Genomic DNA, 22,338 nt, shown 5'->3' with positions numbered 1-22,338 from the left:
GCACACCGGAATCGGAGCCTGCGATGTCAACGAAAACGAACCCCGCCACCGAGGGCAAGACCGTCACACTCAAGGCTGCGACGCCAAAGGTCGACACGACCCCAGCCAGGGCGCAAGTGGCCGCACCGGCCCCCAAGGTGGTCGGGACCGCGACCGCATTGGACGCAGGCGAGCCAATCAAGAAACCCGAATTCATCGACCGCGCCGTGGCCCGGTCCGGCGTCAAGAAAAAGGACGCCAAACCCGCCATCGAGGCCGCCATGGCGGAACTTGCGGACATTTTGCTGGCCGGTGGAGAGGTGATATTGCCACCGATGGGCAAGTTGAAATCCATCAAATCCAAGGATCTGGGCGAGGGCGCGCAGATGCTGACGCTCAAGCTGCGCACGATGAAGGATGGCGCTGGTCAGGGCGCAGGGCCAAACACTTCAAAAACCGGGGTTGCAGACGACGACGAGGACGGCTAAATCCCCACTCGCGGGTGATTAGCTCAGTGGTAGAGCGCTTCGTTCACATCGAAGATGTCAGGAGTTCAAATCTCTTATCACCCACCAGAATACAAAAGGCGTCACCGCAGGGTGGCGCCTTTTTGCATTGTCGGCGCATGAACACGGGATCAACGCTATGACCTATCCGGACCTCTACATCCTGCGGCACGGCGAAACCGTCTGGAACGCCGAGGGTCGCATGCAGGGGCACTTGAATTCACCGCTGACACCACGTGGTATGGCCCAGGCGCAAGCGCAGGCGGCGCTGTTGGCGGGTGTGGATCTGACCGGATTTGCCTTCTACACCAGCCCGTTGGGCCGCGCTGTGCAAACGGCGGCGATCGCGTTGGGACCGCTTGCCACCACGATCCGCACGGATGACCGCCTGATGGAAATCGACGTGGGCGCGTGGCAGGGCCGTTTGCGCCGCGACCTCGTGACGGGTGACCTGGTCGAAGGACCGGACGGGGATGTCACGCTCTATGCACGGGCACCGGGTGAGGGGCTGGCGGCACTGACGGCCCGTGCACAGGCGTTTCTGGATGATCTGGACGGTCCAGCCGTCATCGTGTGTCACGGGATCATCAGCCGCGTGTTGCGCCGTCTGGTGCTGGGTCTGGGGCCCGAGGCGCTGGCGGATCTGCCGGGGGGGCAGGGCAACGTGTTTTACCTCAGCCAGGGTCACCAGGAGGAGTTGCGCTCGCCCTCAGCATTAGGTAATCCATCCGCAGCGGGTGGTTAGCTCAGTTGGTAGAGCGTTTCGTTTACACCGAAAATGTCGGGGGTTCGAGCCCCTCACCACCCACCATAAATAAGGCGTTTTCTGACCTTTCATCGCGGCGCGTTCCCAATTTTTGCCCCTGTGTTCCCAATGTCAGGCAAGAGCAGAATCGTTTCGGCGTTCATGTGTTCGACCTCAGCGCGGCGCGCGTAGTGCGCGGCCATGCGCTCGGACAGGTGGTCGAGCATCGTTTTCACCCGACCGATTCCGCCGAATAGATCCGGGTTCCGGGCGACCGCGTTTGCGATCATCGTAGCCGTCGTATGGCGCAGCCCGTGGAATGTCGGGCGAAACTGGCCGTCCTCGTAATCGTCATTCTTTTCGGGGCGCAGGCCCAGCCGGATCAGTTCGGTGCGCCATGACGCGCCGTATCCACTATCGGTCCAGACGTCGCCCTTGCTGTTCGTCAGCAGCGGGCGCTTGGGATCGACCACGGCGGCCGCGCGACGGGCGGCCCGTTCGGATTCTGCCAAGGCCAGCACAACCGGGTGCAGCGGGACCGGAACCTCGTTCTGCGTCTTGCCCTGTTTGAGATACCACGTCGCGCCGTCGATCTGGTGGTCGCAGAATTGTTTGAGAACGTCGCCGCGCCGCTGGCCGGTGTAGGTGGCGACAAGCGCGGGCCGCACGATATGCGGCAGGCCTTGCTCCATCAGGATCGTAAGGGCCGCGTCGGGCCAAGGCTCATAGCTGTCGGTGCTTTGGACCCGTTCGACGCCGCGGCAGGGGTTTTCGTCGACAAACCCGCGCGGGATCCCCCAGCCAAAAATGGCGCTGATATCGTCCAGCCGTCGGTTGGCGCTGGCCGGGCGTGCGGCAAGGGTGTCGTAAAGCGCCTGAACGTGGATCGGGCGAATATCGCGGGCCTCGAAATCGCCCCAGCGATCGTCGATCAGGGTCAGGGCGTATTCGCGGATCGTTTTGGACTGCTTCGGCAGGCGTTCGTAGCGGGCGCTGGCGCGATGCGCCTTGACCAAGGCGCGCACCCCGGTAGGGCTGTCGAAATCACCAGGTGCCGACCCGAAAACCTGGCGGTGTGCTGCGTCATAGGCGGCGCGGTAGTCTGCGCTGAACGGGTGGGGCAATGGCAGGCGGGTTTCTTTCCCGTCGCGCACCACGCGAAAATAGAAGTATTCCCGCGCGCCGCGCTTCTTGCGCTGCACGTAGGCCTCAAGCGTCAGATCAGCTGCCACGGCTTGCCCTCAAAATCGGATCGTCGTCGACGGCCGGCGCGCCCTGTCGCCCCTCGATGTGGGCCTCGACGTCCGACCAGCGCCAGCGGGTTGAACCGCCGTAGCGGACAGGCTTCGGTATGTGGCCCTTGCGAGTCAAGTCCCAGACGGTCGTTTCGGATACGTCGAGCAGCTGCGCAAGGGTGCTGACGCTGACGTATCCAAGCAGTCGAGGGGCCGGGGGCGTCTGGACGGCAGAGGCCGCGAGGGCGTGATCTGTTCGGCGGTTATGTCCCATCGGATCCTCCCGCTGCGATTTTCCGGTAGCGCCAGACGCGATCCAGCCGCAAATACGGCCCCCGGTAGTGATCAACGACTCGTTCGACCGTTTCTAACCAAATCCAGCACCCATCATCCAACTGGACTGGATGCCAGGCGAACCATCGCTGCCACGTTGCCATCCGCTCTATCCATTGCTTCTGGGTTTCACCGCGCCAAATCATGCTGCCTCTCCCGCTGCTATCAGCCCGGCATCCTTTGCCGCGTTCAATTCAACCGATGCGCCGCCCGCCTCGCGGGCTTGCTTCTTGTAGGCGGCCCGAACCTCGTCGGCGCTGGCGTTGGGTTGGCATCCCAGCACAACCCACCACGCGCGGTTGTCGGCCTCGTCCGTCGCGCCGGGCGCGGGCAGCGCAGTCAAACCCTCGAACGCTTGATCTAGGATCTGGCCTGCCCCGTGTCGGTCCATGTCGCGCAGAGATTTGATCGCCAGTCCCAGCGCCCGGATATTTTCGTATGGGCGGCGGTAGGTATCGCAGCACAGCGCAATCTGTCGCTTCTTGCGGGTGAAGTAGATCGCAACGCCCGGATCTTCGAGCAGCTCATTTAGGCCGTCGCGGTATGGCGTGCCGTCGCGCCGCAGGGGAATGTTTGTGCTGACGACGACGTGTGTAACGTCGAACCGGTCCAGTTCTGACACCATTTCCTCGAACGCTTTGGAATGCGAAACCTTGAACCGGGAATCCGACCGGGCCTTTGTGCGCGCGCGGCCGTGCGGCCATTGCAAAGGGAATGCGTCGATCATGCTGCCTCTCCAATCTGGTCGATGTTGCCCGCCACCGGGCGGAAGGTGACGGCGACGACCCACGGGTTCACGTCCCAGCCGAATCCGCGCTTGTCGTTCAGGCTGTCCCAGAGGGTACGGAACATTTCGGTTCCGGTGTCGAACGGCTGTCTGTGGACGCCTTCCGCCCACGCATCGGCCTCGGATATGTCCTGCACGCGCTGCACTTTCACGTCGGTGACGGTCAGCGTCACGCGGCTGGCCCAGCGAGGCATGAACATCGGCGGGCGGTAGCGGCCTTCGTTGTGGTCTCGCTTCCATCCCCATGTTTCCCATGCGCCGTCGCACTCGTAGCGGATCGGTGTCTCGCTTCCCATGTCGCGCGGCGGTTGGTCGTCGTAAAACGTGGTGGTCCGCCACGCCTCGCGGACCCAGAGCCGGTCGCTGGGGGCAGGAACGGTAATTGCCACTGTGCTGCCGTGTATGTGCCGCTTGTCTATTTGGACGCAAAGCATCGACGGGTTGGGCGGCGTCCATAAACGCGCCTCGCCGCCCGGTTCGGGCTGCGGTTTCAGCACCCGCCGCGTCTGCGTCTTGCCGGTGCCAGGCGCGGCGATCTCGCGCAGGACCGCGCGCATCATGTCTGGGGAAAAGGGGATCGGGCGGTCGGTCATTTCGTCACCTGTCCTGTGCCTTGTCGCGGAGATAGTCGCCGCGATCATCGTCGGCGGGTTCATCGTCTGGGCCGTAGCCGCAGCCGTCGCAAATTATTTGCTGGTTCTCGTGGCCGTGGCACGGCGCGTTGATGTGGCAGGAACAGCCCTCAACGTCCTCGAAAACCATCGTCCCGTCGCAGCCCTGACGGTTGCAGCGTTCACCTTCCTCGGTCCCGATCCTGGCGTCGTGTTCTGCGAGGTGTGCGTCGATTGCGCGGGTGTTGCCGTCGATCATGCGTCACCGCCAGTCGTGCGGCGGGGCTTGTGCGACCACCCGTAGCCTTCATCAACATGAGCGCATGTGTCGCAGACCGGATAGCCGCAAAGCGACATACCGCAATCGACCATGCATCGCCCGGTCGCTGGTTTGCCGCAGCCGACGCAATCCACCGCCATCACCTCTACGGTATCGGCAGGGGCCTTCTGTGCATCACCTGTCGGGGCGAGGGCGGCGCGGGCGTCCTTCAAAATCAGTTCAAGGCAAGATTGCTCTGATATTCGCTTGCCAGACTGCAATCCGCTATGCGCGAGCCTTGCAACGCTCCGAAGTTCCCCCCGCAGCCTTTCGACCTCTGCGCGCAGGGCGTCGGCCTCGGCGCGGGTGTTCCATGCGCCCCTGACTTGCGCGAAGTGAATTGGGCATGTCTCAACCGCGTAAACGTTCGATGACTGGGCGCGGCAGTTGTTGCATCGAATTGCATAGAATGCGCCACTGCCGTCTGGGTCATAGTCTTTCGATATCGCGGCATTCCCCCCACAAAACGGGCATGGTTTCAGTGCATCACCCATCTCACTTTCCTTTCATCGTTGTCAGGTAAAACAGCGCGTCAGCGGCCACGGCGATCAGCAGGACGGCAATCGCCACAAGCCCAACCGCGACAAATACAACCACGGCCTGCCAGAACAGGCGGCAAGGCCAGCACATGCGCGGGCGGCTCATTCGCGTGGCTCCCGAGACACGGCACGCCGGCCGGACATAAACAGCGTGTCAATCTGGTCGCGGATCGAGCGCACCAGCGCGGTCGCGTCGGAGTTCGGATGTGCCTTGTCCATTGCCTCGATTGCGGCGCTGGCGGCTTGGCGCAGATCGCGAACCGCGTGCAGCGCCTTGGTTTCTAGCACCCGCTGTTCGGTATTCGCATCAAGCAGGGCGCGGAAATCGGCATCCGGCGCGGGGCCGAGGCCGTCAGGACTGCGCCTTTGCTTTGCGAGCCACTGTTGGCGGGCGGTTTCATCGCGGAACGTTTTGGGTCGGTATGTCATAGGTCATACCCTGCCTCGCGGGCGACGGTCAGGAGCAGGTGGGCGGTCTGATGGTCGCCCGCGGCCTTGAGTCTCGTGTGCGTCGCCGCAATCAAGGATTGCAGTTCGATCTGGGCCAAATCCAACGGTTCCAAGGCACCAAGTAGCTTGCGGCTGATATCGCGGGCCCGGTCAACGCCAAGCGGCTCGTGACCGGCAAGGTCCGTGCCCTCCCGTGCGGCCCTGAAACCGGATATCCAGCAAAGGATATCGGCAAGACCAAGCCGGATGGATTCCGCCTCGCTGCGGGCCAAGCGAATGACGACCGTGTCGTTCAATGCGCGGCCCATGACTATGCCGCCCCCTTTTCGGAACGATGGGCGTCGATTGCTGCCGCGATGCTTGCGACCGTGGCCGAGCCGTTAAAGACCGTGTCGATCACGGTCGAACTGAATTCCATCTCGAATTCTTCCTCGATCAGCATCGCGATTTCGACGTGATCGAGGCTGTCGGTGTCCATGTCGCCAAGGGTCGTTGTCGGAACGATGCGGATCTTGTGTTCCGAGTGCGCAAAAAGATGCTCGGTCAGGATTTCAATGACCTTGGTCTCGGTTTTGATAAGGGCGCGGTTCATAGTGTGGCCCCGTGATTCTTGGCTGTCCGGAGCGTCGGATTAGGCAGGCGATCATCGCGGATCAATCGTTCAAGGATTGCCCGCGCGGCCTCGGCGTCGGCCATTGCATCGTGAGCGTTTTCGTTGACGATCCCGAAGTATTCGCAGGCAATGGCGAGGGAAACAAATCCGCCAGACTTTACGTCCAGGCCCTCGGCGCGGTAGGGCCATAGTGCCTTCATGGCGCAGATGTTGGGCGTTTCTTCAAACCGATCCGGCATCCCTGCGCTACGCAATTCGCCCCGCATCATCTTGGTGTCGAACTGCGCGTTGAAGGCGACCGGGATCAGGCCCCCGTCTATCGCCTGATTCCAGATATCAAGAACAGCGCCAATCGGATGGCCATATTCGTTAAGGAAATCGTCATTTAGACCATTGATTTCAGAAGCGGGGCGCTTGCCGTCAGCGATTGCGCGGGCATCGCATTCCGCGACCGTGAAACCCTCGGGCCGCACGTAAATCTTGTCCCGGCTGATTTCGTGTCCGTCTGCGTTGGCAACGATAGCGGCAAACGACAGCACGCGGGGCTGGCGGGGATCATCGGCAGGGACCGGCGGTTCGCCGCGCGCGGAACGAACGGGCAAGCCGGTGGTTTCGGTGTCAAAAACAAGGTAGGTCGGGATCATGTGGATTCCTTTCGGGGGTTGTTGGCGGGGCGATCTTTTGGATCGCCCCTAGATCGACGCGGGGAGGAGGTCGCGGCGACCTATTTCGTGGGGATCAGCCCGCCTTTGCGGCCTTCTCGCCTTCGTTCCATCCGGCCTTCCACGCCTTCGTCAGCGCGGGAAAATCGGCGTATTCGGGGGGCGTTGCCGCCAAGGGAACGCCCAGGTCGAAAGACTCGAACCCGCGGCTCCGCGCCGCCTCGATTTCGTCTCCGGTCGGTTCGCTGGGCTCCTTGGCGGTTTCGCCCGGATCCGCTTGGCGGTGATCGTCGGTGGTTTCCCGTGTCGCGTCGTTTTGCGCACCGTGATCATCAATCTGATCGTCAGCGGGCGCGGGATCGGCGGTCCCGGCGCTTGCGATTGCCTGCATTTTCTGGGCGGCGCTGGCCGGGGTCACGTCACGCATTTGCGGCGCGTCCCGGACCTCCTCGACAACCGACAAGCCCAGCAAAACGTCGGCGCAGCCGTCGCGAACAGCAAAGCCACGGGCCCGCATTTGGAGCATCCGTTTTGGGTATTGCTGCCAAGGGCCCTGCTTCCCGGCGAGGCCCGCCTTTTTTGCATCAGCCATCGAAAACGTGCGGGTGATCTGGTGCCCGGTATCGCCACGGGTCACGGTCGCGGTCGCCACGGCCTTGTCGCCCTCGCCCTCGACGACCTCGTCGAGCCGATGGCCGGCCCGAAGGACCAAGGCGGGGAGGGCGTCGCCCCAAATCGACGGGCGACCGTTGATCACCGCGATCTGTTGCATCGAGGCCATTGGGGCAAAGCCCAATTCGGCCCCGCGCTGGATCGCGGCAAAGACCGCGCCGACGTTGCCCTGAAAATGCTTCGGGATCATGTCGCCACCACCCTTGGCAAGCGCCTCGGACAAGCGCCAGGCTTCCTCGAACGTGCTTGGGAGCATCGCGCCGCCCGGACGATCAGACCGGAGGTCGGCTTTTCGCGTCGGGGCCTGTTGTTGCGTGGCCGTTGTTGTCGCTAGGTCGTTCATGTCGTTCCCTTTCGTCGCGCTTAGGCGCGGAATTGCGTGGTGGTTTTTTCAAAGGCGCGAACGCCGGGCAGGGCGGTCGAACCCTTGTGGATTTTCACGAAGGATCGGATCGCCTTTTCAAGCGACGCCTCGTCGAGAAACGGACCAAGGGCCCCCAGCGATTGGCGCAAGGCCGACGAGTCCAGGATTTCAAAGTCCCAGGTTTTGCGCGTGCCGGCGGTGACGCCATTCCCGCGAACCGGTTGCGTCTTGGCCTGTGCCGCGCCGCTGGCGACGGCCTCTTGCGCCTCCTGTTCGGCGGCGGCCTTTGCCGCGGCCTCGGGCGATTTGGCGTTCTCCGCGCGTTTCTGGGCGGCGGCGGCCTTTTCCCGGGCGATTTCTTCCTCGCGGCGGCGGCGTGCGGCTTCCTCGGCCGCCCGACGGCGCGCAAAATCATCGGCGGCGCTGCGCAACGGCGTGATCGCGCCGTCGATCATCTGGATCAGATCGCGGAAAAATCCGTCAATCGCGCGGCCCGTTTCGATGATCGGGGCCTTTTCATCCGATCGAACGCCGTCGGCCTTTTTCGCCAAGGCGCGGAGTTCGGTGATGATCTTCCCCGCGTCTGTCAGTTCATTTTCCGTCGTGATTTTTGCCGGCGTGCGGTTTTTGGCGTCGACGCAAGCGCGGTTGATTTCCGCGACCAGATCGGCGTGGTCGGCGGGCAGGACCTCCGCGATCGGCGCGCGGTTGTCGCCGAACACTTGGTCGACAGCGCGACGGCGGGCTGTTGTTGTTCCATCAGGCATCTTTGATTTTCCCTTTTTTCTGGTGGTTGCGGTCTGCGTAAAAGTCTTTCGCCATGCGCGCGGCGGCCTTTCGGTCGTTGGCAAGAGGGCGGATCCGATCTGCAATCGCGCTGGGTTCAAACCCGGCAAGGCTGGCGACTTCGCGAAAATCGCGGCTGTCCAAATAGGAAAACCCGTTTTGCCATTCGACGTGATTGCGCGTGTCTTTCTCTTTGGTCCCGGTCAGCGCGGGGGGCTTCACAATATCGCAAAGCGCAAGCATCAGGGCCTTGGCCCACATCTGACGCATCCCGCGCGTGTCGATATCTTGATCGAACCGCGCCGCCAGAACCCAGCGGGTCGGGGCGGCGGCCTTTATGTTCTGTTGGCGCGTCATTGCTGGATCGCCCGCGGAAGGCGTAGGCGCCGGAACTTGCTGGGCCCCGTAAATGCGCCAGGCCGATGCTCGGTTCGGAGTGTGATTTGACGCCCGCCCGATAGGTGCGCCGTATCAGCGTCGCCCATCCGGTGCTTGATTTCCGCACGCAATGATTTGAGCCGGGCGTCGGCCTCTTGGCGCTGCCGGGACGCCTCCTGCGCCTCCGATATCAGTGTTTCAATATCGGCGGCGGTGGTCAGGTCGAGATGCTTTTCAGGATCCTCGGCAGGGTAGGCGGCGGATATGACGTCGGCGTCGCGCGTGAAATCTGGATCAGGCTCAAGGCCCGACGCGACGTCGGCCCAGAATGTGCGGCAAGCGCCTTTGATTGAACTGATCACCCCGTCGACGCGCGGAACGTCGACAATTTCGATTTCGAGTTGAGCCCTTGTGTCGAGCGTCAGAACGGCAACGGCGGCCCATTGCGAATTCGTCAGATATCGCTCGACCTCGGTTTGCAGATTGATCCAGAGGGGGGCCTCGGGTTCGCCATCGTCGCCGCGCCACTTCTTTGCGAAGTCGCCAGCGGTGCAGGTTTTGATCTGAACCGTTCCCCGTCCACGCTGGGGGCAATCCACGATCAAATCAGGCGTTGCGCCAAGACGAACCTCGGCATCGCGAAAATAGACCATCTGCGATGTGCTGTAGCTGATCCGCCAATCCGGCCGGGCATCAGCAAGCATGGCAACCGCGACCGGCTCAAGAAGCGTGCCCCGACGCATTGCGGCGGTTTCCTCGCGCGCGGTTGTCAGATTTCCCGCCTTTTGGTGCCAAAGTTCGAACCGGGTCGTGTATTCGTGAGCCCCGAAAAGGGCTCCGACGACCGACGCGGTCACGTCCTTTGCGCGCAGGGCGTGCCAGGCGTCGCGGGTCTTGGGATAATGCGCCTCGATCCGCCCCATTATCGCGCCTCGCAGGGTTCGCAAAACACGAGGTAGGTCCATGCGACGTCAGCCAAGACCCAGACCAACGACATGACGACGACGACAAAGGCGACGGCGTAAAACGCCTCCTTGATCGCGCCTCGGATGCGCCCCCTGCGGGGCGGCGACCAGGGCAGCAGGTCTTGGTCGCGAATGTTTGCAAATCGGGAAATCAGCATTTTTGGCTCCTTCGTTGGAACCGACTTAATCCGAATATCGGAACTAAGGTCAACCCAAAAAATTCCGATGATCGGAAATTTCTTTGTGCCGCCGTTGCGACTCACGCTTGCGGACGTGCGGACGTCCTTGCGCGAATCCGTCAGGCGCTGGTGCTGATCAGGCGAGTCGGTAGAGAAAGGGGGCGGCCCCTATAAGGGCCGCCCCCATCAACCGTGTCGCTTTTTTTCCTCTTGACTGACGTTTGTAAAAAATTGCAACGATAGAATGAGACAACGTATCAACAAGCGGAACGGTCATTCCATGCGCGTGCGCGCGTTCTCAATCACCGCGCGCGCGGGGGTAGAGGATCAGCTATCCGCCGGGTCCAATCCGCAGTTTTCGATCACAAGATTTGCCGCCCGGGTCGATCCCGATGATCCGAACCGGGTTTCGTGGTAAATCTCCCCCAGCAAGGAAATCGCGACAGATACGCTTGTTTTCGCGCCTGCGATTTGAACCGCAAGGTCGGCGGGCGCGTCGCCAAGATAGGACGCGCCTTGTGGAGCCACGAGCCCTTCGGATGGCAATTCAAAGGGTTCGTTGTCGTCGACCCTGATCAGCACCGTCGGCAGCAACGCCGTCATGCGGTCCAGGGTATCCTGGTCGATTTGTTCCGGGGTCACGAATATCGCGACCAGATCAAATTCGTCGGTGCATCGCAGCCCAAAGCCGTAATCGAGGTTTGCCGCCATCGCCAGCTGCGTAGGTGATCCGTCAAATGCGCCGCCTGACTCCTCGTGCATCCACTGTGCCGATCCGGCGGTCGCTATCACCGACAAAATTGCCGCCAAACACTTTGATTTCATCCTATTTTCCCTCCTGACCAGATGACTTTCCCAATCGCGGCAACGTCGTCGGCAGGATAGTCCTGCGCCCCGTAAACCGCGTTATCTGATATAATTCGAACGTGGCCGCGAACAGGTGATCGGCCGATCCTTTTGACGTGCAGGGCGTTGTCAAAGCGCAAAACGAACAGGCCGTCGAATGACAGATCGGTCTTGCTGCGGTCGACCATGACTAGGTCGTCGTCGCGTAGTGTCGGGCTCATGCTGTCGCCCTTAACGCTGATAATCGCCAAATGCCGCGGGTGCGACGCCGTAATTTTTCGCAAATATCCACGGGGCAGGGTCAATTCGGTTGCGACCTCGTCGGATTCGTCGACCACCGATCCGTTGCCGGCCGACGCCTCGACCTGGAAAAGCTGAACCATCGTCGAGTCCGATGCGGGCCCCGTGTTTTCGTTGATCCGAAACGGAAGCGCGTCGTCGGCTGACCGGTTGGCTTGTTCCTCCTCGAAAAAGGAAAGGATGGCCGGGACCTCGGCCGCCTGAACGCGCCGTTCGCCGGTTAGGATTTTGGTCACTTTGTTTGCGGGCATGCCTAGCCAATCGGCAAGGCGGGACTTCTCGCCGCGCGCACCTGTCAGGCGTTTTTTGATCCATTCGGCGTCGACGATTTCCATGTCGTGCATTCTTTCCGATTTCCGCAAAACGGGAAACCTCACAAAATCGGAACATTCGCGCTTGACTAAATCTCCGATAATCGGAATATGTGGCGCTATGGAACCTGCTAAATCAATCATTGCGACCTGCGGCGGCTTTGAGGCCGTCTCCGAAGTCACCGGACGGGCGGTGTCGTCTGTCCGAAAGTGGACCTTCTCGAAAGAAAAGCGCGGCACTGGCGGATTTATCCCGCCCGAGTGTGCCGCGCTGCTTTTGGCGGCCTCGCCCGCCAGGGGCTGGGGTTTGAGCCCGGCGGATTTCTACCCTGAGAGCGTGATCGACGCTTTGCGGGAGGCGGGATGATGTTTTTTGTTTCATGCCTCAAACATGGTCGCCAATCGCGGGCAGGGCAAAGCAACGAGGTTGCACGATGATCGGCGGGAACCCACGGGCGCAGATCAACGCCCTTGTGTCGGCCCTGATCGACGGCACGTTTCAGTGCTACGACGCGGCCGCTGATACGATCGTCGCCCGATTGGGCAACGGGGTTTCAAAGGCGACAATTTCCCGGCGACGCTCCGGTTCGCTTGATTGGCCGCTGGCTGACATTCTCGCGCTTGAGGATGCCGCCGGGAAATATCCGGTCACGCGGATGATGGCGCGCCGCCTCAAGGAAACCGGTGCCGGTTCGAGCCTTTGCATCACGCGACAGGCGGGCGCGATATCCAAAGAATGTGGCGAGGCTGTCGCGGCGATCCTTTCGGCGCAATCCAGCGCCGAGGACAACTGCCGGGCGGATGCCCTTTCCGAGATTGACGAAGCGATTGAGGCGCTGCGAACCGCCCGCGCAACGATCGAGGCGGGGGGCTGACGATATGGGACAAGGCTTCCAGCACGTTGCGGCGTCCCGGCGGGTTTATTCCCAGCGCGTCGCGTTTGACCTTTCGATCTTGGTCTCGGACCTCTGTATTTTTTACGGCACCGGTCCCGCGGCCCTTTCCTCGATTTTGCTGAACGACACCCGGTTTTTTCAGACCGCGCGCTATTCGGTGATTTCGGGAACGCCCTTCAAATTTTCCTCGCATCGCATGGATCGGGCCCTCGGCCTGATTTCGCAAATTTGGCCCAGCGAATTGCCTTGGCCTGCCGAGGTTCCGCGCTGCGAACCTCTCCCTTTCGACGACGACGTTCAATCGACCGAAATCCGGGCGTGGCTGAAAAAGCGACGCGCGGCAAAATTGGAAAAGGACTCCAAAGATGGCGAAAACACTCAAGACTGACACGGTCGAAACCGTGACGCTGACCCGCGACAAGTATCGCGACGCGATCGGCCAGATCAACACGGCCAAGGAAAAGGCCAAGGAACATAACGGCGTCGCCGCGTCGGCTACAAAGACCTTTGCCGACGATCACGCCCTCGACAAGCAGGCGCTGACAACGGTCGCCAAGCTGTCAAAGAAGGAACCGCCGACCCAGACCACATTCCTGCGGGAACTGATTCAGGGCGCGGATTTTATGGGAATGTTTGCCCATCGCGACGCGTTTGACGACGACCTGATTTCCGTCATGGGCCGGATCGTCGATCGCGAACGCGAACGCGAGGCCCAGCGGCAGGCCACAAACGCAAACGGTGGCGATCCGGTCCCGGCCAAGGCCGCGCCAGCAATGAGCGTCGTGCAATGATCCCGGCGTCCTACAAGGTCGCAACGCGACCTGGGGATCTGGCGGGCCGTGATCGCTTTGACCTGAACGACGCGCAGCGTCTGATCCTCGATATCGTCGACGGCGGGAATTCCCTCCGCGACTATAAAGCCCCGCACGCCAATCGCGGGACGCCGGCGCGCAAGCACATCACCCGGGCGTCGCGGCACGCGGTTGCGTTCGACGACGACGGAAACGTCACCCGCATCAGTCGCCCGCGCCTTTTCAAAGGCCACCGACCCTAATCCCTTTTCCCGCCCGATCTGTTCGGGCGGGACGCGCCCCAGGCGCAAAACACCGATCTGAACCGTCAGCCAATTTTGACGGGGCGAAGGCCCCGCACGGAGTCTGCATGCCTACGAAAATCCTTGCCCTTGACCTTGCAACGACAACCGGCTGGGCGATTTGCACGCCGGGCGTTTCCATGCGGTCGGGTTCCGTTCGTTTTGCCGGTCCGAAAGAGGATCAGGCGATGGCCTTTGCCCGGTATTCCGAATGGCTGGACGATATCTTTCGAGAAAATGAAATCACGGCGGTCGTTTACGAGCAGCCGATGGACCCGCGCCACATGAAAAACCCGAAAACGGGCAGGGCGACGACAAACTTCGACACGATCCGGCTTCTTCTTGGGCTTTGCGCTGTCACCGAGGCGCGGTCGCGCATTTGCGGCATCCCGCGTATTTTCGAGGCCCCCGTTCAGTCTGTGCGGAAGCACCTTTTAAAAGGCCGCCCGCCAAAGGGCGAGGCCAAAATCGCGGTGGCTCGTATGCTGTCGATCCTTGGTTATCGCCCGACGGACGACAACGAGGCCGACGCGATCGCGATTGCGCTATTTGCCAGCGCCATCCTTGAGCCCGGGAAAGATATCGCCACGCCGCTGCCGCTGGGCCGGGGGTAGGGGGTATGTCGACGACCAAAGTTGACAGCATTGCGCGCCACGCCGAGGCCGTCGCGCGCCTGCTGATGGGGGAACCGAATAAGGCGCTGTCAAAGCCTAAAGAGCTGCGCTTCTGGCCGGGCGGGAGCCTATCGGTTGATTTGGAGACCGGGCAGTTTTTCGACCACGCGCAAAACGAAGGCGGCGGCGTTCTTTGGTTTATCGAGCGCGAAACCGGACAAAGCGTTTCAGGCGGCCATGCCGCCCGCTGGATGCGCGAAAACGGGTTCGACATAGGATCGGGCGAGCCGCCGGTGCAAAGGCAAAGCGAACGCCGTGACCCGGTCAAAGACGCGACCAATCTTCGCGACCGATTTGATCGCGACGAGGGGCCGCCCCTGCCGCCGGTCGACGCCTACGAGGACGTGGCCCAGGGAGGCGGGTTCCATCAAGGCGACGATCAGCGGCCTGTTCATCGGGACACCGACGGAAACTGGATCCCGCCGCATATTCCCGACGGGGCCCGACTGACCGCCATCCACGAATATGCGAACGAAAAGGGAGTCTTGGCGTATCAGGTCGTGCGCTATGAATGGGACGATCAGAACAGCGCAAAGGGGCGCGGAAAGACGTTTCTGCAGCGGCGGCCGCACCCACAAAAGCCCGAACAGTTTGTTTACAAGAATGCCGCGGCCAAGCCGTTGCCCTATCGCCTCCCGGAACTTTTGGAGGCGATCAAGGCCGGTCAGCGCGTTTTTGTCGTCGAGGGCGAAAAGAAGGCCGACATGCTTCGGGAAATCGGCGTCCCGGCGACGACAAACCACGGCGGGGCGGGCAAATTTATGGCCGAACACGCAAAGTGGTTTAAGGGCGCGAACGTCACGATCATTCCCGACAACGATGCCCAGGCCCGAAAACCTGACGGTTCGCTCCGGTTCCATTCAGACGGTCGCCCGGTTTTCCCGGGTCAGGATCACGCGCAATCGGTCGGCGGTATGCTCAAGGGGATCGCCGAAAGCGTTGAAATACTCGAACTGCCCGGCGTTCCGGTTTCGGGCAGCGTCGACGATTGGATTCCGGCCGGTGGCACGGCTGAAAAGCTGTTCAGGCTGCGCCGGGAAATCGCGCGCCCTTGGAAACCTCTGCCGCCCTTTTCCAAGTTTGGCGCGGTTCAGTTCAAAAACCTTTCTGACCCGGGCCCAAAGGTCGAGCCGCTGATCAAAGGAATTTTGACGCAGAACGAGATCAGCCTGCTTGTCGGCGAAAGCCAATCGGGAAAGTCCTTTGTTGCGGTCGATATCGCGATGGCTGTCGCGCGTGGCGTCAAATTCAACGACCGGCGCGTTTCGCGCGGCGCGGTCGTCTATCAGGCGGGGGAAAGCGCCGCCGGCCTTCGTCGGCGTCGCCTCCCGGCCTACGCGCTGCATAATGGATGCGACGATCAAGACCTGCCGCTAATCCTGTTGCAATCGCAGATAGACCTTTTCAACAGCGACGCCGACGCGGAAAACCTTGCGTCCGAGGCCTTGGAATGGGCCGCGTATCGCGATGAACCGCTGCGCCTGATCGTCATTGATACGTTCAACCGGGCAACGCCAGGCGCGAACGAAAACGACGGCCGCGACATGGGCGCGATCATCGAGCGTTGCGAATATATCCGGCGCAAAACGGGTGCCCACGTCATGTTGGTCCACCACATGAATGCCGGCGGGACCAAGGCCCGCGGGCATACATCGCTTTTCGCCGCTGTCGACTCGACGATCCACGTTCGCAAGGTCGAGGATATGTTCGACTCGAACGGCCGTCAGGTGCGCGAGTGGTCGATTTCCAAGATGAAAGAGGGCGAGGACGGTGTGTCCTGCAAGTTCGTTTTGCCGCAGGTCGTGCTGGGCCACGACGAGGACGGCGACGAAATCACGTCTTGCGTCGTTTCCCCGCCGATCGGGGCCGAGGAGGCGGCGACGCAGGGCGACGGCGCGGTGCGGGTCTCGGGCACAAATATGCAGGTTCTGCGGGCCATCCACGAGGTCATAAACGACCGGGGTCGCCCCGCGCCGTCAATGCTTGGCCTGCCCGACAGCGTCCGGGTCGTCGATAAAAAGGACGTATCGGCCCACCTCAAAGCGGTGATGAACGATCCCTCCGCAATCGCTGACCGCCCGAAAGGGACAAGCGAGGAAGATGCGCGCGCGCGGCATCTGGACGCAAACCGCAAGGCGGCGACGCGGGCCCGCGATCACCTGCACGGGAAAGGCATCATCGGCATGTCCGAGGATCTGGTCTGGTTGACCGGAAAGCCCGTGATGGGGTTCGCGCGGCCAAACGGTCGGCGCGCCGCGATCGACAACGATCACGCCGACGGCCCCGGCGATCAGCCCCCCGTTTCAAACGACCTTCCATTCGATGTTGAGGAATTCCACTGATGGCAAGCCCCACCCCAAGTCGCAACGACGACGAGCGCGTTCTGGAAATACTGAAACTGCGGTGCGCCGGCGAAATCGCAAAGGATATCGCGGCCCGCCTGGGCGTGGGCTTGGCCTATGTGAACACCAAGTCAAACGCGGTCCGAAACGACGACATTGCAGCGTCCACGCGCAGACTGCCCGGTTTCTCCGGTGAAAAAGAGATCGACGTGCGGGCGGGTTATTGGTGATGGGCCCGTTTGATCTGATCTATGCTGACCCGCCTTGGAAATTTGCCAGCAACAGCGCGGCCAAGCCCGGACGGAACCCGCGTCGGCACTACGCCTGTATGAGCGACGCCGAAATATGCGCTTTGCCTGTCAGGGATTGGGCGGCCAAGGACGCACTTCTGTTGATGTGGACAACCGCCCCGATGTTGGCCCGGTCGATGGCAGTGCCGCCTGCCTGGGGCTTCAAATACGTGAGCCAAGTCGTCTGGATCAAAGACCGGATCGGCACCGGATATTGGGCGCGCAATCGCCACGAGCTGCTGTTGATCTGCAAGCGCGGCCGGCTCCCGTTGCCAAAGCCTTGCCCGTTTCCAGACTCGGTGATCAGCGGTCAGCAGCGCGAACACAGCCGGAAGCCCGACGAAATTGTGCGCCGGATCGAGGCGGCGTGGCCTTGCCAACGCAAGCTGGAACTATTCGCCCGAACGACCCGTCGGGGTTGGGAGTCATGGGGGAACGAGGTCGACAAATTCAGCGCCGCGGGGGCGTCAGAATGAACGTGCGCGCCCGAAACGCCGAAATCGTCGCCTTTGCCCGCGACAACGCCGAAACCCACACCGTGCGCGAAATCGCTCGGCGGTTCGGGCAGTCCTATAATGTGACCTTCAGCCTTTTGCGCCGCGCCGGCATCAAGGTCGCGCGCGATCAATGCGGGCGACGCGCGTATATGCCGAACTGTCTGACGGTCGAAGATTACCGCGCGTGTGCCAAGGCCGGGCTGACGCGCCAGCAGACCGCCCGGCACCTTTCCCGTTCGATCCGCGCCGTAAAGCACATGTCGGCCGCCTATGGGCTGCGGTTCGACCGGGCGTGCAAGCGATTTGACGGCACGCCGATGGCGGGAATGACGGTTCGTCAATCCGACCGTGCGGCGGCCCTCGTCGCGACCGGGACGCCCGCAAAAGAGGCAATCAAGAAAGTGACAACACCATGAGCAGACCGGTCGAAACCTGGACGCCTGACCTTGTGCGCGAGGCAATCGTTGAGGCGATGCGCTGGCAGGCGCGGGTTCCGTCAAAGGACGGCCCCCGCGGGATATCCAGCGGCATGCCGGCGATACAGATGGATATTGAGGACCGACTAGCCGAGGGCTGGGACTCCGTTGTTCCTGTCGACGAATTGGAGGCGGCCGCGCCGATCCCGGTCACGCCCGAGGACGTCAGTCGATATTACGAGGCGCTTTGCTGGCCGTCGGAATACCTGACGAAAGGCGGGATGCGGGATCCTGATATGGCGCGGGCCGTGTCGGCCGCCTGCTTGGCCGAGGCCGCCGATCGCTCGTTTGCAAAAATGCTCGAAAAACTCGGCCTTTCGCGGTCACGCGGCCACGCCCTGCGTGATCGAGGCCTTGCGATCATATCCGTCCGACTATCCGAAAAGGGGGTGCCGCTATGGCAAGGGTGAAAATGACGCTGGACGATATGTCCTGCGTTTTGGCCTCGATCGCGCGCCGGATGAAAATGAAATCCGGCAAGGACGGCGAGGGGCTGATCCGATTGAGCGTCGAGGAAATCGCCGTAATCGAAACCGCCGCGGAAACGCTGACCGTGATCAGCCATTACGGCGGCGATCGACACGTCAGGGACCAGATCGCCGAAAGGGCGCGGCGAAACCAAAGGAAAAAAGAGTCCGAAAGGCCAAACGGTGTGCCGGGCGAAAATGTCATGGGGGATTCATAATGGGATGGGCGAAAAACGAAACGCTGCGCCTGATGCGCGCCAATAATGAAATGCGGCGCGAAATTGCCGAATTGCAGGCCCGCAACGATCGACAGGCGCGGCTGATCCAAACGCTTTGGACGGAAAAGGCGCGCCTGAAAACCCGCGTTGCCCGGCTGATCCGGGGTCGGGCCGAAAAGGCCGGGCCACCGCGCCTGACCGCAATCGACCGCGCCGAGGCGCTGTTCAAAGGCGGGCCCGCGGAATGATCGAAAATTCCTCAAGTTGAGATTTGTAGCAAAGGAGAAAAACGTGACCCAACCCCTGATCATCGACAGCTTTGCCGGCGGCGGTGGTGCGTCCACCGGGATCGAACGCGCCCTTGGCCGCAGCCCTGACGTAGCGATCAACCACAACGCAGCGGCGCTTGCCCTGCACGCGGCAAACCACCCCGAAACGCTGCACCTGTCCAACGATATCTGGAACGTGGATCCGGTCGAGGTCGCGGCGGGTCGCCCGGTCGGCCTGCTGTGGGCCTCGCCCGATTGCAAACATTTCTCCAAGGCCAAGGGCGGCGCACCCCGCGACCGCAACATCCGCGATCTGGCGTGGGTCGTGGTCGACTGGGCCGAGAAGGTGCGCCCCGACGTTATTCTGATGGAGAACGTCGAGGAATTTAAAACCTGGGGCCCGGTCGACGAGGATGGCCGCCCGGTCCGCGAATTCGAGGGGGTCACGTTCGAGTTGTGGATCAAGCGTCTGCGCAAGGCCGGGTATCGCGTCGCATGGAAAGAACTGCGCGCCTGCGACTTTGGCGCACCGACGATCCGCAAGCGGTTTTTCATGGTCGCGCGGCGCGACGGTCGCCCGATCGTCTGGCCCAAGGCCTCACACGGCGATCCTGATAGCCTGTCGGTGAAACGCGGCCACCGCCTGCCTTGGCGCACCGCGGCGGACTGCATCGACTGGTCCCTGCCGTGTCCGTCGATTTTCGACGACAAGGCAACGATCAAGGCAAAGCACAACCTGACCGCCGTGCGCCCGCTTGCCAACAACACGATGGCCCGCATCGCCCGTGGCCTGAAACGCTATGTCCTCGACAGCGCGGATCCGTTCATCGTCAACCTGACGCACGGCGCGCGGCTCGAGGATACCGCCCGCCCGTTCAACACCATCACCGGGGCCAACCGCGGCGAGAAAGCCATCGTGAACCCACACATCACCCGGTTCAACGGCGGCGCGACCGGGCAACCGCTGTCCGACCCGCTGGCGACCGTGACCGCGAACAGCTTCATCAAGCGCCCCGGCGGCGCGGCCCCGCTGGGCCTGATCGCCCCGATGATGACGCACCTCTACACATCGAACACGGCAGGCGGTGACGGCCAGGTTGACCGCCCCGTGAAAACCGTCACCGCAGGCGGCCAGCATCACGCGCTGGTAGCACCTGTGTTGACCTATGCCCAGCAAGGCGGCGGCAACCGCGACATGCGCGACCCGCACCACACGATCTGCGCCTCCAGCAAAGATCAGAACATGATGCTGGCCCCGGTGTTGGTGCAAAGCGGCTATGGCGAGGCACAGGGTCAGGCCCCACGCTGTCTGGACGTTGGCGCACCGCTGGGAACCGTTGTTGCGGGCGGCATCAAACACGCCGTTGCCACGCCCTTTCTCGCCCAGCACAACAGCGCCCGCGACGGCGGCATCAATCCCGGCCGGGCGGCAGACGCGCCGCTGTCGACCATCATCGCGTCAGGGTCGCATCAGAACGCCGTCCTGCCGTGGATCGCGAAATACTACGGCACCGGTGACGGCGCGCGTTCAGACGAACCGATGCACACCGTCACCGTGCGCGACCGCATGGGCCACGTCGAGGCGAGCGCGGGATTGCCACCCTTTACCACAGAACAGGCCGATCGGGCGCGCGAGGTCGCGGCCTTCCTGCGGGCCCACGACGCATGGGACCACCGCGAGTTCGTCACGGTCAAGGTCCAGGGCACCACATGCGTGATCGTCGACATTGGAATGCGGATGCTGACCCCGCGCGAATTGTTCAACGCGCAGGGCTTTCCGCCTGACTACGTGATCGAAGGCGTCTGGAACGACGATGGCGGCGACTGGACTTGGCACCCGTTCACGAAATCCACGCAGGTCAGCTGCTGCGGCAATTCCGTCTGCCCCGATCTGGCGCAGGCACTGGTCGCAGCGAATTGCGCGCATCTGGCGTCAGGCACGGCAGACGATTGGTCGGATGAATTGGTTAAAGCAAAAGGAGAAAAATAACGATGAATATGCAAGCACCAGCGTTCAGAATTTCGCTTTCTGACCTTGTCGACGAATACGATGGGAAAAAGGCGAATTTGCCCAATTTGAAAAAAGCCCTGTCCGATGCGGCAATGGCTTGCGAAATTGGCGTTTCAATCGGCGGGGCCTATGGCGGGGATATCTGGGGGCGCGGCGGCAAGCCCGCCGTTTTCGACGCCAAGCGCGTCCTGCGGTCCAGCGCCTGGCGTCACGTCTATCGCGGCCTGAATATCGACAAGATTGCGCCGGCAAGCGACAGGTCGAGGTTCGAGCGCGAAATGGACGACCCGCCCGAATTCACCATCGACAATATCCGCGCGACGTTCGGGGCCTATATCGTCGATCAGCGTGGCTCGATCCTGCGCGGATTGGCCGAGGCGTTTGTCGACCTTGACCCGGCCTATAAGAGCCACAGCAAGGTGCGTATCGGGGTCAAGGGCCTGCCAAAGCGGGTGATCATCAACGGCGCGGCGGCGCGCCATAGCTACGGGTCTTTGGGCGCGGATCGCCTGCGGGACATGCTGAACGCCCTCCGGGTCTATCGGGGCGAGGATCATCTGGAACACGCGGAATTGTCCGAATGGAAGAAGGAGGCCCGCAAGGCGGGCGACGCCGCCCGCGACGGGATCACCCTGCGCGCGTTCAACAACGGAAACATGCACGTTCTGTTTGATCCAACGACCTGCCGGGATATCAACATGGCCTTGGCCGAATTCTACGGCGAGGTGTTGCCCGACGCCGAGGACGGCGATCAGCCGCGCCGCGCGGGCAGGGACGTTGCAAAGGATCTTGCCTATTACCCGACTCCGGTGGCGGTTGCCGACCGTTTGGTTGGCGACCTGTATCCGCACGACGACATGCGGATTTTGGAGCCGTCCTGTGGGTGCGGCCGGATATTGGACTCGGCGCGCAAGGCGTATCGCCACGCGATCATTCGCGGCATCGAGGTTGATCCGGGCCGGGCCGCGCTGTCGCGTTCCAAGGGCTACGCGGTGACGACGGGCAATTTCTTGGACGTCCCGCCCGATCCGACGTTCGACGCGGTTCTGATGAATCCGCCGTTTGTCGGCCGTCATTGGCGCAAGCATTTGGATCACGCGCGGCGGTTCCTGCGTCAGCGCGATCGGGGCCGGGGCGTAATCCGCTGCATTCTCCCCGCGTCGGCTTGGTATGACGGCCACCTCGAGGGCGTCGCCGGGCAATGGCGCGACCTTCCCGTCGCAAGTTTCGCCGAAAGCGGGACGAACGTGCCGACCGGGATATTCACCACCTGGGGCGACCAGTGATCGCGAAATGCAAGGACTGCAAGGGCAAGGGCTGGGTGCTTTGGGTCTATCCCGAACGCCGCCCGCGCCCGGCGTATTGGTTCAATCGGGGGCCAAAGGGTGAGCGCCCGACGCCTTGCGACTGCGACGCGTTAGGCGATGCCCCGGCCTCCCAAAGCCCCAAAGGCGGACGGACGGACAGCCCGACGGACGATTCGGACAAAATGTCCGGGGGATCAGCCCGGGCCCCCGCCAAAATG

At 62.3% G+C, this 22,338-nt stretch carries 36 protein-coding genes and 2 tRNA genes; 19 read left to right on the top strand and 19 right to left on the bottom strand.

Going from position 1 to position 22,338, the window contains the following annotated elements; translation table 11 throughout:
* Positions 1–23 precede the first annotated feature (23 nt).
* The 4 genes from AN189_RS07485 to AN189_RS07470 all read left to right on the top strand — a co-directional run bounded on the left by AN189_RS07485 (position 24) and on the right by AN189_RS07470 (position 1,296).
* Positions 24–467 (top strand): HU family DNA-binding protein, encoded by a 444-nt coding sequence (locus AN189_RS07485; RefSeq protein ID WP_056033514.1) that lies wholly within the window; start codon positions 24–26, stop codon positions 465–467.
* 12 nt (positions 468–479) lie between these two features.
* Positions 480–554, top strand: a tRNA-Val gene (locus AN189_RS07480).
* A gap of 70 nt (positions 555–624) precedes the next feature.
* Positions 625–1,230: a histidine phosphatase family protein gene (locus tag AN189_RS07475; protein WP_056034185.1), complete on the top strand. Its 606-nt coding sequence runs from the start codon at positions 625–627 to the stop codon at positions 1,228–1,230.
* A tRNA-Val gene (locus AN189_RS07470) sits at positions 1,221–1,296 on the top strand. The genes AN189_RS07475 and AN189_RS07470 overlap by 10 nt, the downstream gene beginning before the upstream one ends.
* 23 nt (positions 1,297–1,319) lie before the next feature.
* Here the strand turns inward: AN189_RS07470 and AN189_RS07465 are convergent.
* The 18 genes from AN189_RS07465 to AN189_RS07385 form a co-directional block, all read right to left on the bottom strand.
* The gene (locus tag AN189_RS07465) at positions 1,320–2,462 is read right to left on the bottom strand and encodes a hypothetical protein (protein WP_056033511.1); all 1,143 of its coding nucleotides are present in this window, start codon (positions 2,460–2,462) and stop codon (positions 1,320–1,322) included.
* On the bottom strand, positions 2,452–2,739 hold the full coding sequence (locus AN189_RS18745) for an AlpA family transcriptional regulator (RefSeq protein ID WP_083484330.1): 288 nt from the start codon (positions 2,737–2,739) through the stop codon (positions 2,452–2,454). The genes AN189_RS07465 and AN189_RS18745 overlap by 11 nt, the downstream gene beginning before the upstream one ends.
* Before the next feature lie 201 nt (positions 2,740–2,940).
* Positions 2,941–3,525: a hypothetical protein gene (locus AN189_RS07455; protein WP_056033507.1), complete on the bottom strand. Its 585-nt coding sequence runs from the start codon at positions 3,523–3,525 to the stop codon at positions 2,941–2,943.
* Positions 3,522–4,178, bottom strand: coding sequence for a hypothetical protein (locus AN189_RS07450; protein WP_056033504.1), 657 nt, complete (start codon positions 4,176–4,178; stop codon positions 3,522–3,524). Before AN189_RS07450 ends, AN189_RS07455 begins: the two co-directional genes overlap by 4 nt.
* 4 nt (positions 4,179–4,182) lie before the next feature.
* Positions 4,183–4,455 (bottom strand): hypothetical protein, encoded by a 273-nt coding sequence (locus AN189_RS07445; protein ID WP_056033501.1) that lies wholly within the window; start codon positions 4,453–4,455, stop codon positions 4,183–4,185.
* Positions 4,452–5,009 (bottom strand): Lar family restriction alleviation protein, encoded by a 558-nt coding sequence (locus AN189_RS18740; protein WP_083484305.1) that lies wholly within the window; start codon positions 5,007–5,009, stop codon positions 4,452–4,454. The genes AN189_RS07445 and AN189_RS18740 overlap by 4 nt, the downstream gene beginning before the upstream one ends.
* A gap of 1 nt (position 5,010) precedes the next feature.
* A complete protein-coding gene (locus tag AN189_RS19125) occupies positions 5,011–5,160 on the bottom strand; it encodes a hypothetical protein (RefSeq protein ID WP_157057419.1) in 150 nt (49 codons plus the stop codon).
* Complete coding sequence (locus AN189_RS07435; protein ID WP_056033496.1) at positions 5,157–5,483, bottom strand: hypothetical protein; 327 nt, start codon at positions 5,481–5,483, stop codon at positions 5,157–5,159. The genes AN189_RS19125 and AN189_RS07435 overlap by 4 nt, the downstream gene beginning before the upstream one ends.
* Entirely contained in the window at positions 5,480–5,812 is a 333-nt protein-coding gene (locus tag AN189_RS07430) for a hypothetical protein (protein WP_056033493.1), read from the bottom strand. Before AN189_RS07430 ends, AN189_RS07435 begins: the two co-directional genes overlap by 4 nt.
* 2 nt (positions 5,813–5,814) lie before the next feature.
* On the bottom strand, positions 5,815–6,096 hold the full coding sequence (locus AN189_RS07425; RefSeq protein ID WP_056033490.1) for a phosphopantetheine-binding protein: 282 nt from the start codon (positions 6,094–6,096) through the stop codon (positions 5,815–5,817).
* Complete coding sequence (locus AN189_RS07420) at positions 6,093–6,761, bottom strand: exonuclease domain-containing protein (protein WP_056033487.1); 669 nt, start codon at positions 6,759–6,761, stop codon at positions 6,093–6,095. The genes AN189_RS07425 and AN189_RS07420 overlap by 4 nt, the downstream gene beginning before the upstream one ends.
* A 94-nt stretch (positions 6,762–6,855) precedes the next feature.
* Positions 6,856–7,707, bottom strand: a complete 852-nt coding sequence (locus tag AN189_RS07415) for a hypothetical protein (protein WP_172794880.1) — start codon at positions 7,705–7,707, stop codon at positions 6,856–6,858.
* A gap of 107 nt (positions 7,708–7,814) precedes the next feature.
* Entirely contained in the window at positions 7,815–8,582 is a 768-nt protein-coding gene (locus AN189_RS07410; RefSeq protein WP_157057418.1) for a hypothetical protein, read from the bottom strand.
* Positions 8,575–8,862 carry a hypothetical protein gene (locus tag AN189_RS07405; protein WP_157057417.1) on the bottom strand — a complete coding sequence of 96 codons (288 nt, stop codon included), beginning with the start codon at positions 8,860–8,862 and terminating at the stop codon, positions 8,575–8,577. Before AN189_RS07405 ends, AN189_RS07410 begins: the two co-directional genes overlap by 8 nt.
* A gap of 92 nt (positions 8,863–8,954) precedes the next feature.
* Positions 8,955–9,902: a YqaJ viral recombinase family protein gene (locus AN189_RS07400; RefSeq protein ID WP_056033480.1), complete on the bottom strand. Its 948-nt coding sequence runs from the start codon at positions 9,900–9,902 to the stop codon at positions 8,955–8,957.
* Positions 9,902–10,102, bottom strand: a complete 201-nt coding sequence (locus tag AN189_RS07395; RefSeq protein WP_056033476.1) for a hypothetical protein — start codon at positions 10,100–10,102, stop codon at positions 9,902–9,904. Before AN189_RS07395 ends, AN189_RS07400 begins: the two co-directional genes overlap by 1 nt.
* Before the next feature lie 348 nt (positions 10,103–10,450).
* Positions 10,451–10,915: a hypothetical protein gene (locus AN189_RS07390; RefSeq protein WP_172794879.1), complete on the bottom strand. Its 465-nt coding sequence runs from the start codon at positions 10,913–10,915 to the stop codon at positions 10,451–10,453.
* 29 nt (positions 10,916–10,944) lie between these two features.
* On the bottom strand, positions 10,945–11,604 hold the full coding sequence (locus tag AN189_RS07385; RefSeq protein ID WP_172794878.1) for a helix-turn-helix transcriptional regulator: 660 nt from the start codon (positions 11,602–11,604) through the stop codon (positions 10,945–10,947).
* A 97-nt stretch (positions 11,605–11,701) separates the two neighbouring features.
* On the opposite strand from AN189_RS07385, the gene AN189_RS07380 reads away from it, so the two are divergent.
* The 6 genes from AN189_RS07380 to AN189_RS07355 all read left to right on the top strand — a co-directional run bounded on the left by AN189_RS07380 (position 11,702) and on the right by AN189_RS07355 (position 14,183).
* Positions 11,702–11,947 (top strand): hypothetical protein, encoded by a 246-nt coding sequence (locus AN189_RS07380; RefSeq protein ID WP_056033466.1) that lies wholly within the window; start codon positions 11,702–11,704, stop codon positions 11,945–11,947.
* Between the two features lie 67 nt (positions 11,948–12,014).
* Positions 12,015–12,455, top strand: coding sequence for a hypothetical protein (locus AN189_RS07375; protein WP_056033462.1), 441 nt, complete (start codon positions 12,015–12,017; stop codon positions 12,453–12,455).
* Between the two features lie 4 nt (positions 12,456–12,459).
* Complete coding sequence (locus tag AN189_RS07370; RefSeq protein WP_056033459.1) at positions 12,460–12,864, top strand: hypothetical protein; 405 nt, start codon at positions 12,460–12,462, stop codon at positions 12,862–12,864.
* Positions 12,842–13,267 carry a hypothetical protein gene (locus AN189_RS07365; RefSeq protein WP_056033456.1) on the top strand — a complete coding sequence of 142 codons (426 nt, stop codon included), beginning with the start codon at positions 12,842–12,844 and terminating at the stop codon, positions 13,265–13,267. Before AN189_RS07370 ends, AN189_RS07365 begins: the two co-directional genes overlap by 23 nt.
* Positions 13,264–13,530, top strand: a complete 267-nt coding sequence (locus AN189_RS07360) for a hypothetical protein (protein ID WP_056033453.1) — start codon at positions 13,264–13,266, stop codon at positions 13,528–13,530. Before AN189_RS07365 ends, AN189_RS07360 begins: the two co-directional genes overlap by 4 nt.
* Positions 13,531–13,637: 107 nt before the next feature.
* Positions 13,638–14,183, top strand: coding sequence for a hypothetical protein (locus tag AN189_RS07355; RefSeq protein ID WP_056033450.1), 546 nt, complete (start codon positions 13,638–13,640; stop codon positions 14,181–14,183).
* Between the two features lie 227 nt (positions 14,184–14,410).
* Here AN189_RS07355 and AN189_RS19570 read toward each other — a convergent pair whose 3' ends face one another.
* A complete protein-coding gene (locus tag AN189_RS19570; RefSeq protein WP_253279587.1) occupies positions 14,411–15,103 on the bottom strand; it encodes a hypothetical protein in 693 nt (230 codons plus the stop codon).
* On the opposite strand from AN189_RS19570, the gene AN189_RS19565 reads away from it, so the two are divergent.
* From AN189_RS19565 to AN189_RS07310, 9 genes are all read left to right on the top strand, one after another.
* Positions 15,005–16,585 carry an AAA family ATPase gene (locus AN189_RS19565; protein WP_367379433.1) on the top strand — a complete coding sequence of 527 codons (1,581 nt, stop codon included), beginning with the start codon at positions 15,005–15,007 and terminating at the stop codon, positions 16,583–16,585. The genes AN189_RS19570 and AN189_RS19565 overlap by 99 nt on opposite strands.
* A complete protein-coding gene (locus AN189_RS07345) occupies positions 16,585–16,815 on the top strand; it encodes a hypothetical protein (RefSeq protein WP_056033444.1) in 231 nt (76 codons plus the stop codon). Before AN189_RS19565 ends, AN189_RS07345 begins: the two co-directional genes overlap by 1 nt.
* Positions 16,815–17,351 carry an MT-A70 family methyltransferase gene (locus AN189_RS07340; protein ID WP_056033440.1) on the top strand — a complete coding sequence of 179 codons (537 nt, stop codon included), beginning with the start codon at positions 16,815–16,817 and terminating at the stop codon, positions 17,349–17,351. Before AN189_RS07345 ends, AN189_RS07340 begins: the two co-directional genes overlap by 1 nt.
* Positions 17,348–17,788 (top strand): hypothetical protein, encoded by a 441-nt coding sequence (locus AN189_RS07335; protein ID WP_056033437.1) that lies wholly within the window; start codon positions 17,348–17,350, stop codon positions 17,786–17,788. Before AN189_RS07340 ends, AN189_RS07335 begins: the two co-directional genes overlap by 4 nt.
* A gap of 128 nt (positions 17,789–17,916) precedes the next feature.
* Entirely contained in the window at positions 17,917–18,258 is a 342-nt protein-coding gene (locus AN189_RS07330; RefSeq protein WP_172794877.1) for a hypothetical protein, read from the top strand.
* Positions 18,246–18,533 (top strand): hypothetical protein, encoded by a 288-nt coding sequence (locus AN189_RS07325; RefSeq protein ID WP_157057415.1) that lies wholly within the window; start codon positions 18,246–18,248, stop codon positions 18,531–18,533. Before AN189_RS07330 ends, AN189_RS07325 begins: the two co-directional genes overlap by 13 nt.
* The gene (locus AN189_RS07320; RefSeq protein ID WP_056033426.1) at positions 18,533–18,781 is read left to right on the top strand and encodes a hypothetical protein; all 249 of its coding nucleotides are present in this window, start codon (positions 18,533–18,535) and stop codon (positions 18,779–18,781) included. The genes AN189_RS07325 and AN189_RS07320 overlap by 1 nt, the downstream gene beginning before the upstream one ends.
* 43 nt (positions 18,782–18,824) lie before the next feature.
* Complete coding sequence (locus tag AN189_RS07315; protein ID WP_056033423.1) at positions 18,825–20,792, top strand: DNA cytosine methyltransferase; 1,968 nt, start codon at positions 18,825–18,827, stop codon at positions 20,790–20,792.
* 113 nt (positions 20,793–20,905) lie between these two features.
* Positions 20,906–22,099 carry a DUF4942 domain-containing protein gene (locus AN189_RS07310; RefSeq protein ID WP_216597730.1) on the top strand — a complete coding sequence of 398 codons (1,194 nt, stop codon included), beginning with the start codon at positions 20,906–20,908 and terminating at the stop codon, positions 22,097–22,099.
* Positions 22,100–22,338: the final 239 nt, after the last annotated feature.

Origin of the sequence: Loktanella sp. 3ANDIMAR09 (assembly GCF_001420005.1) — a bacterium.
Classification (GTDB): domain Bacteria; phylum Pseudomonadota; class Alphaproteobacteria; order Rhodobacterales; family Rhodobacteraceae; genus Loktanella.
This window is presented reverse-complemented; position numbering and strand designations above follow the sequence as displayed.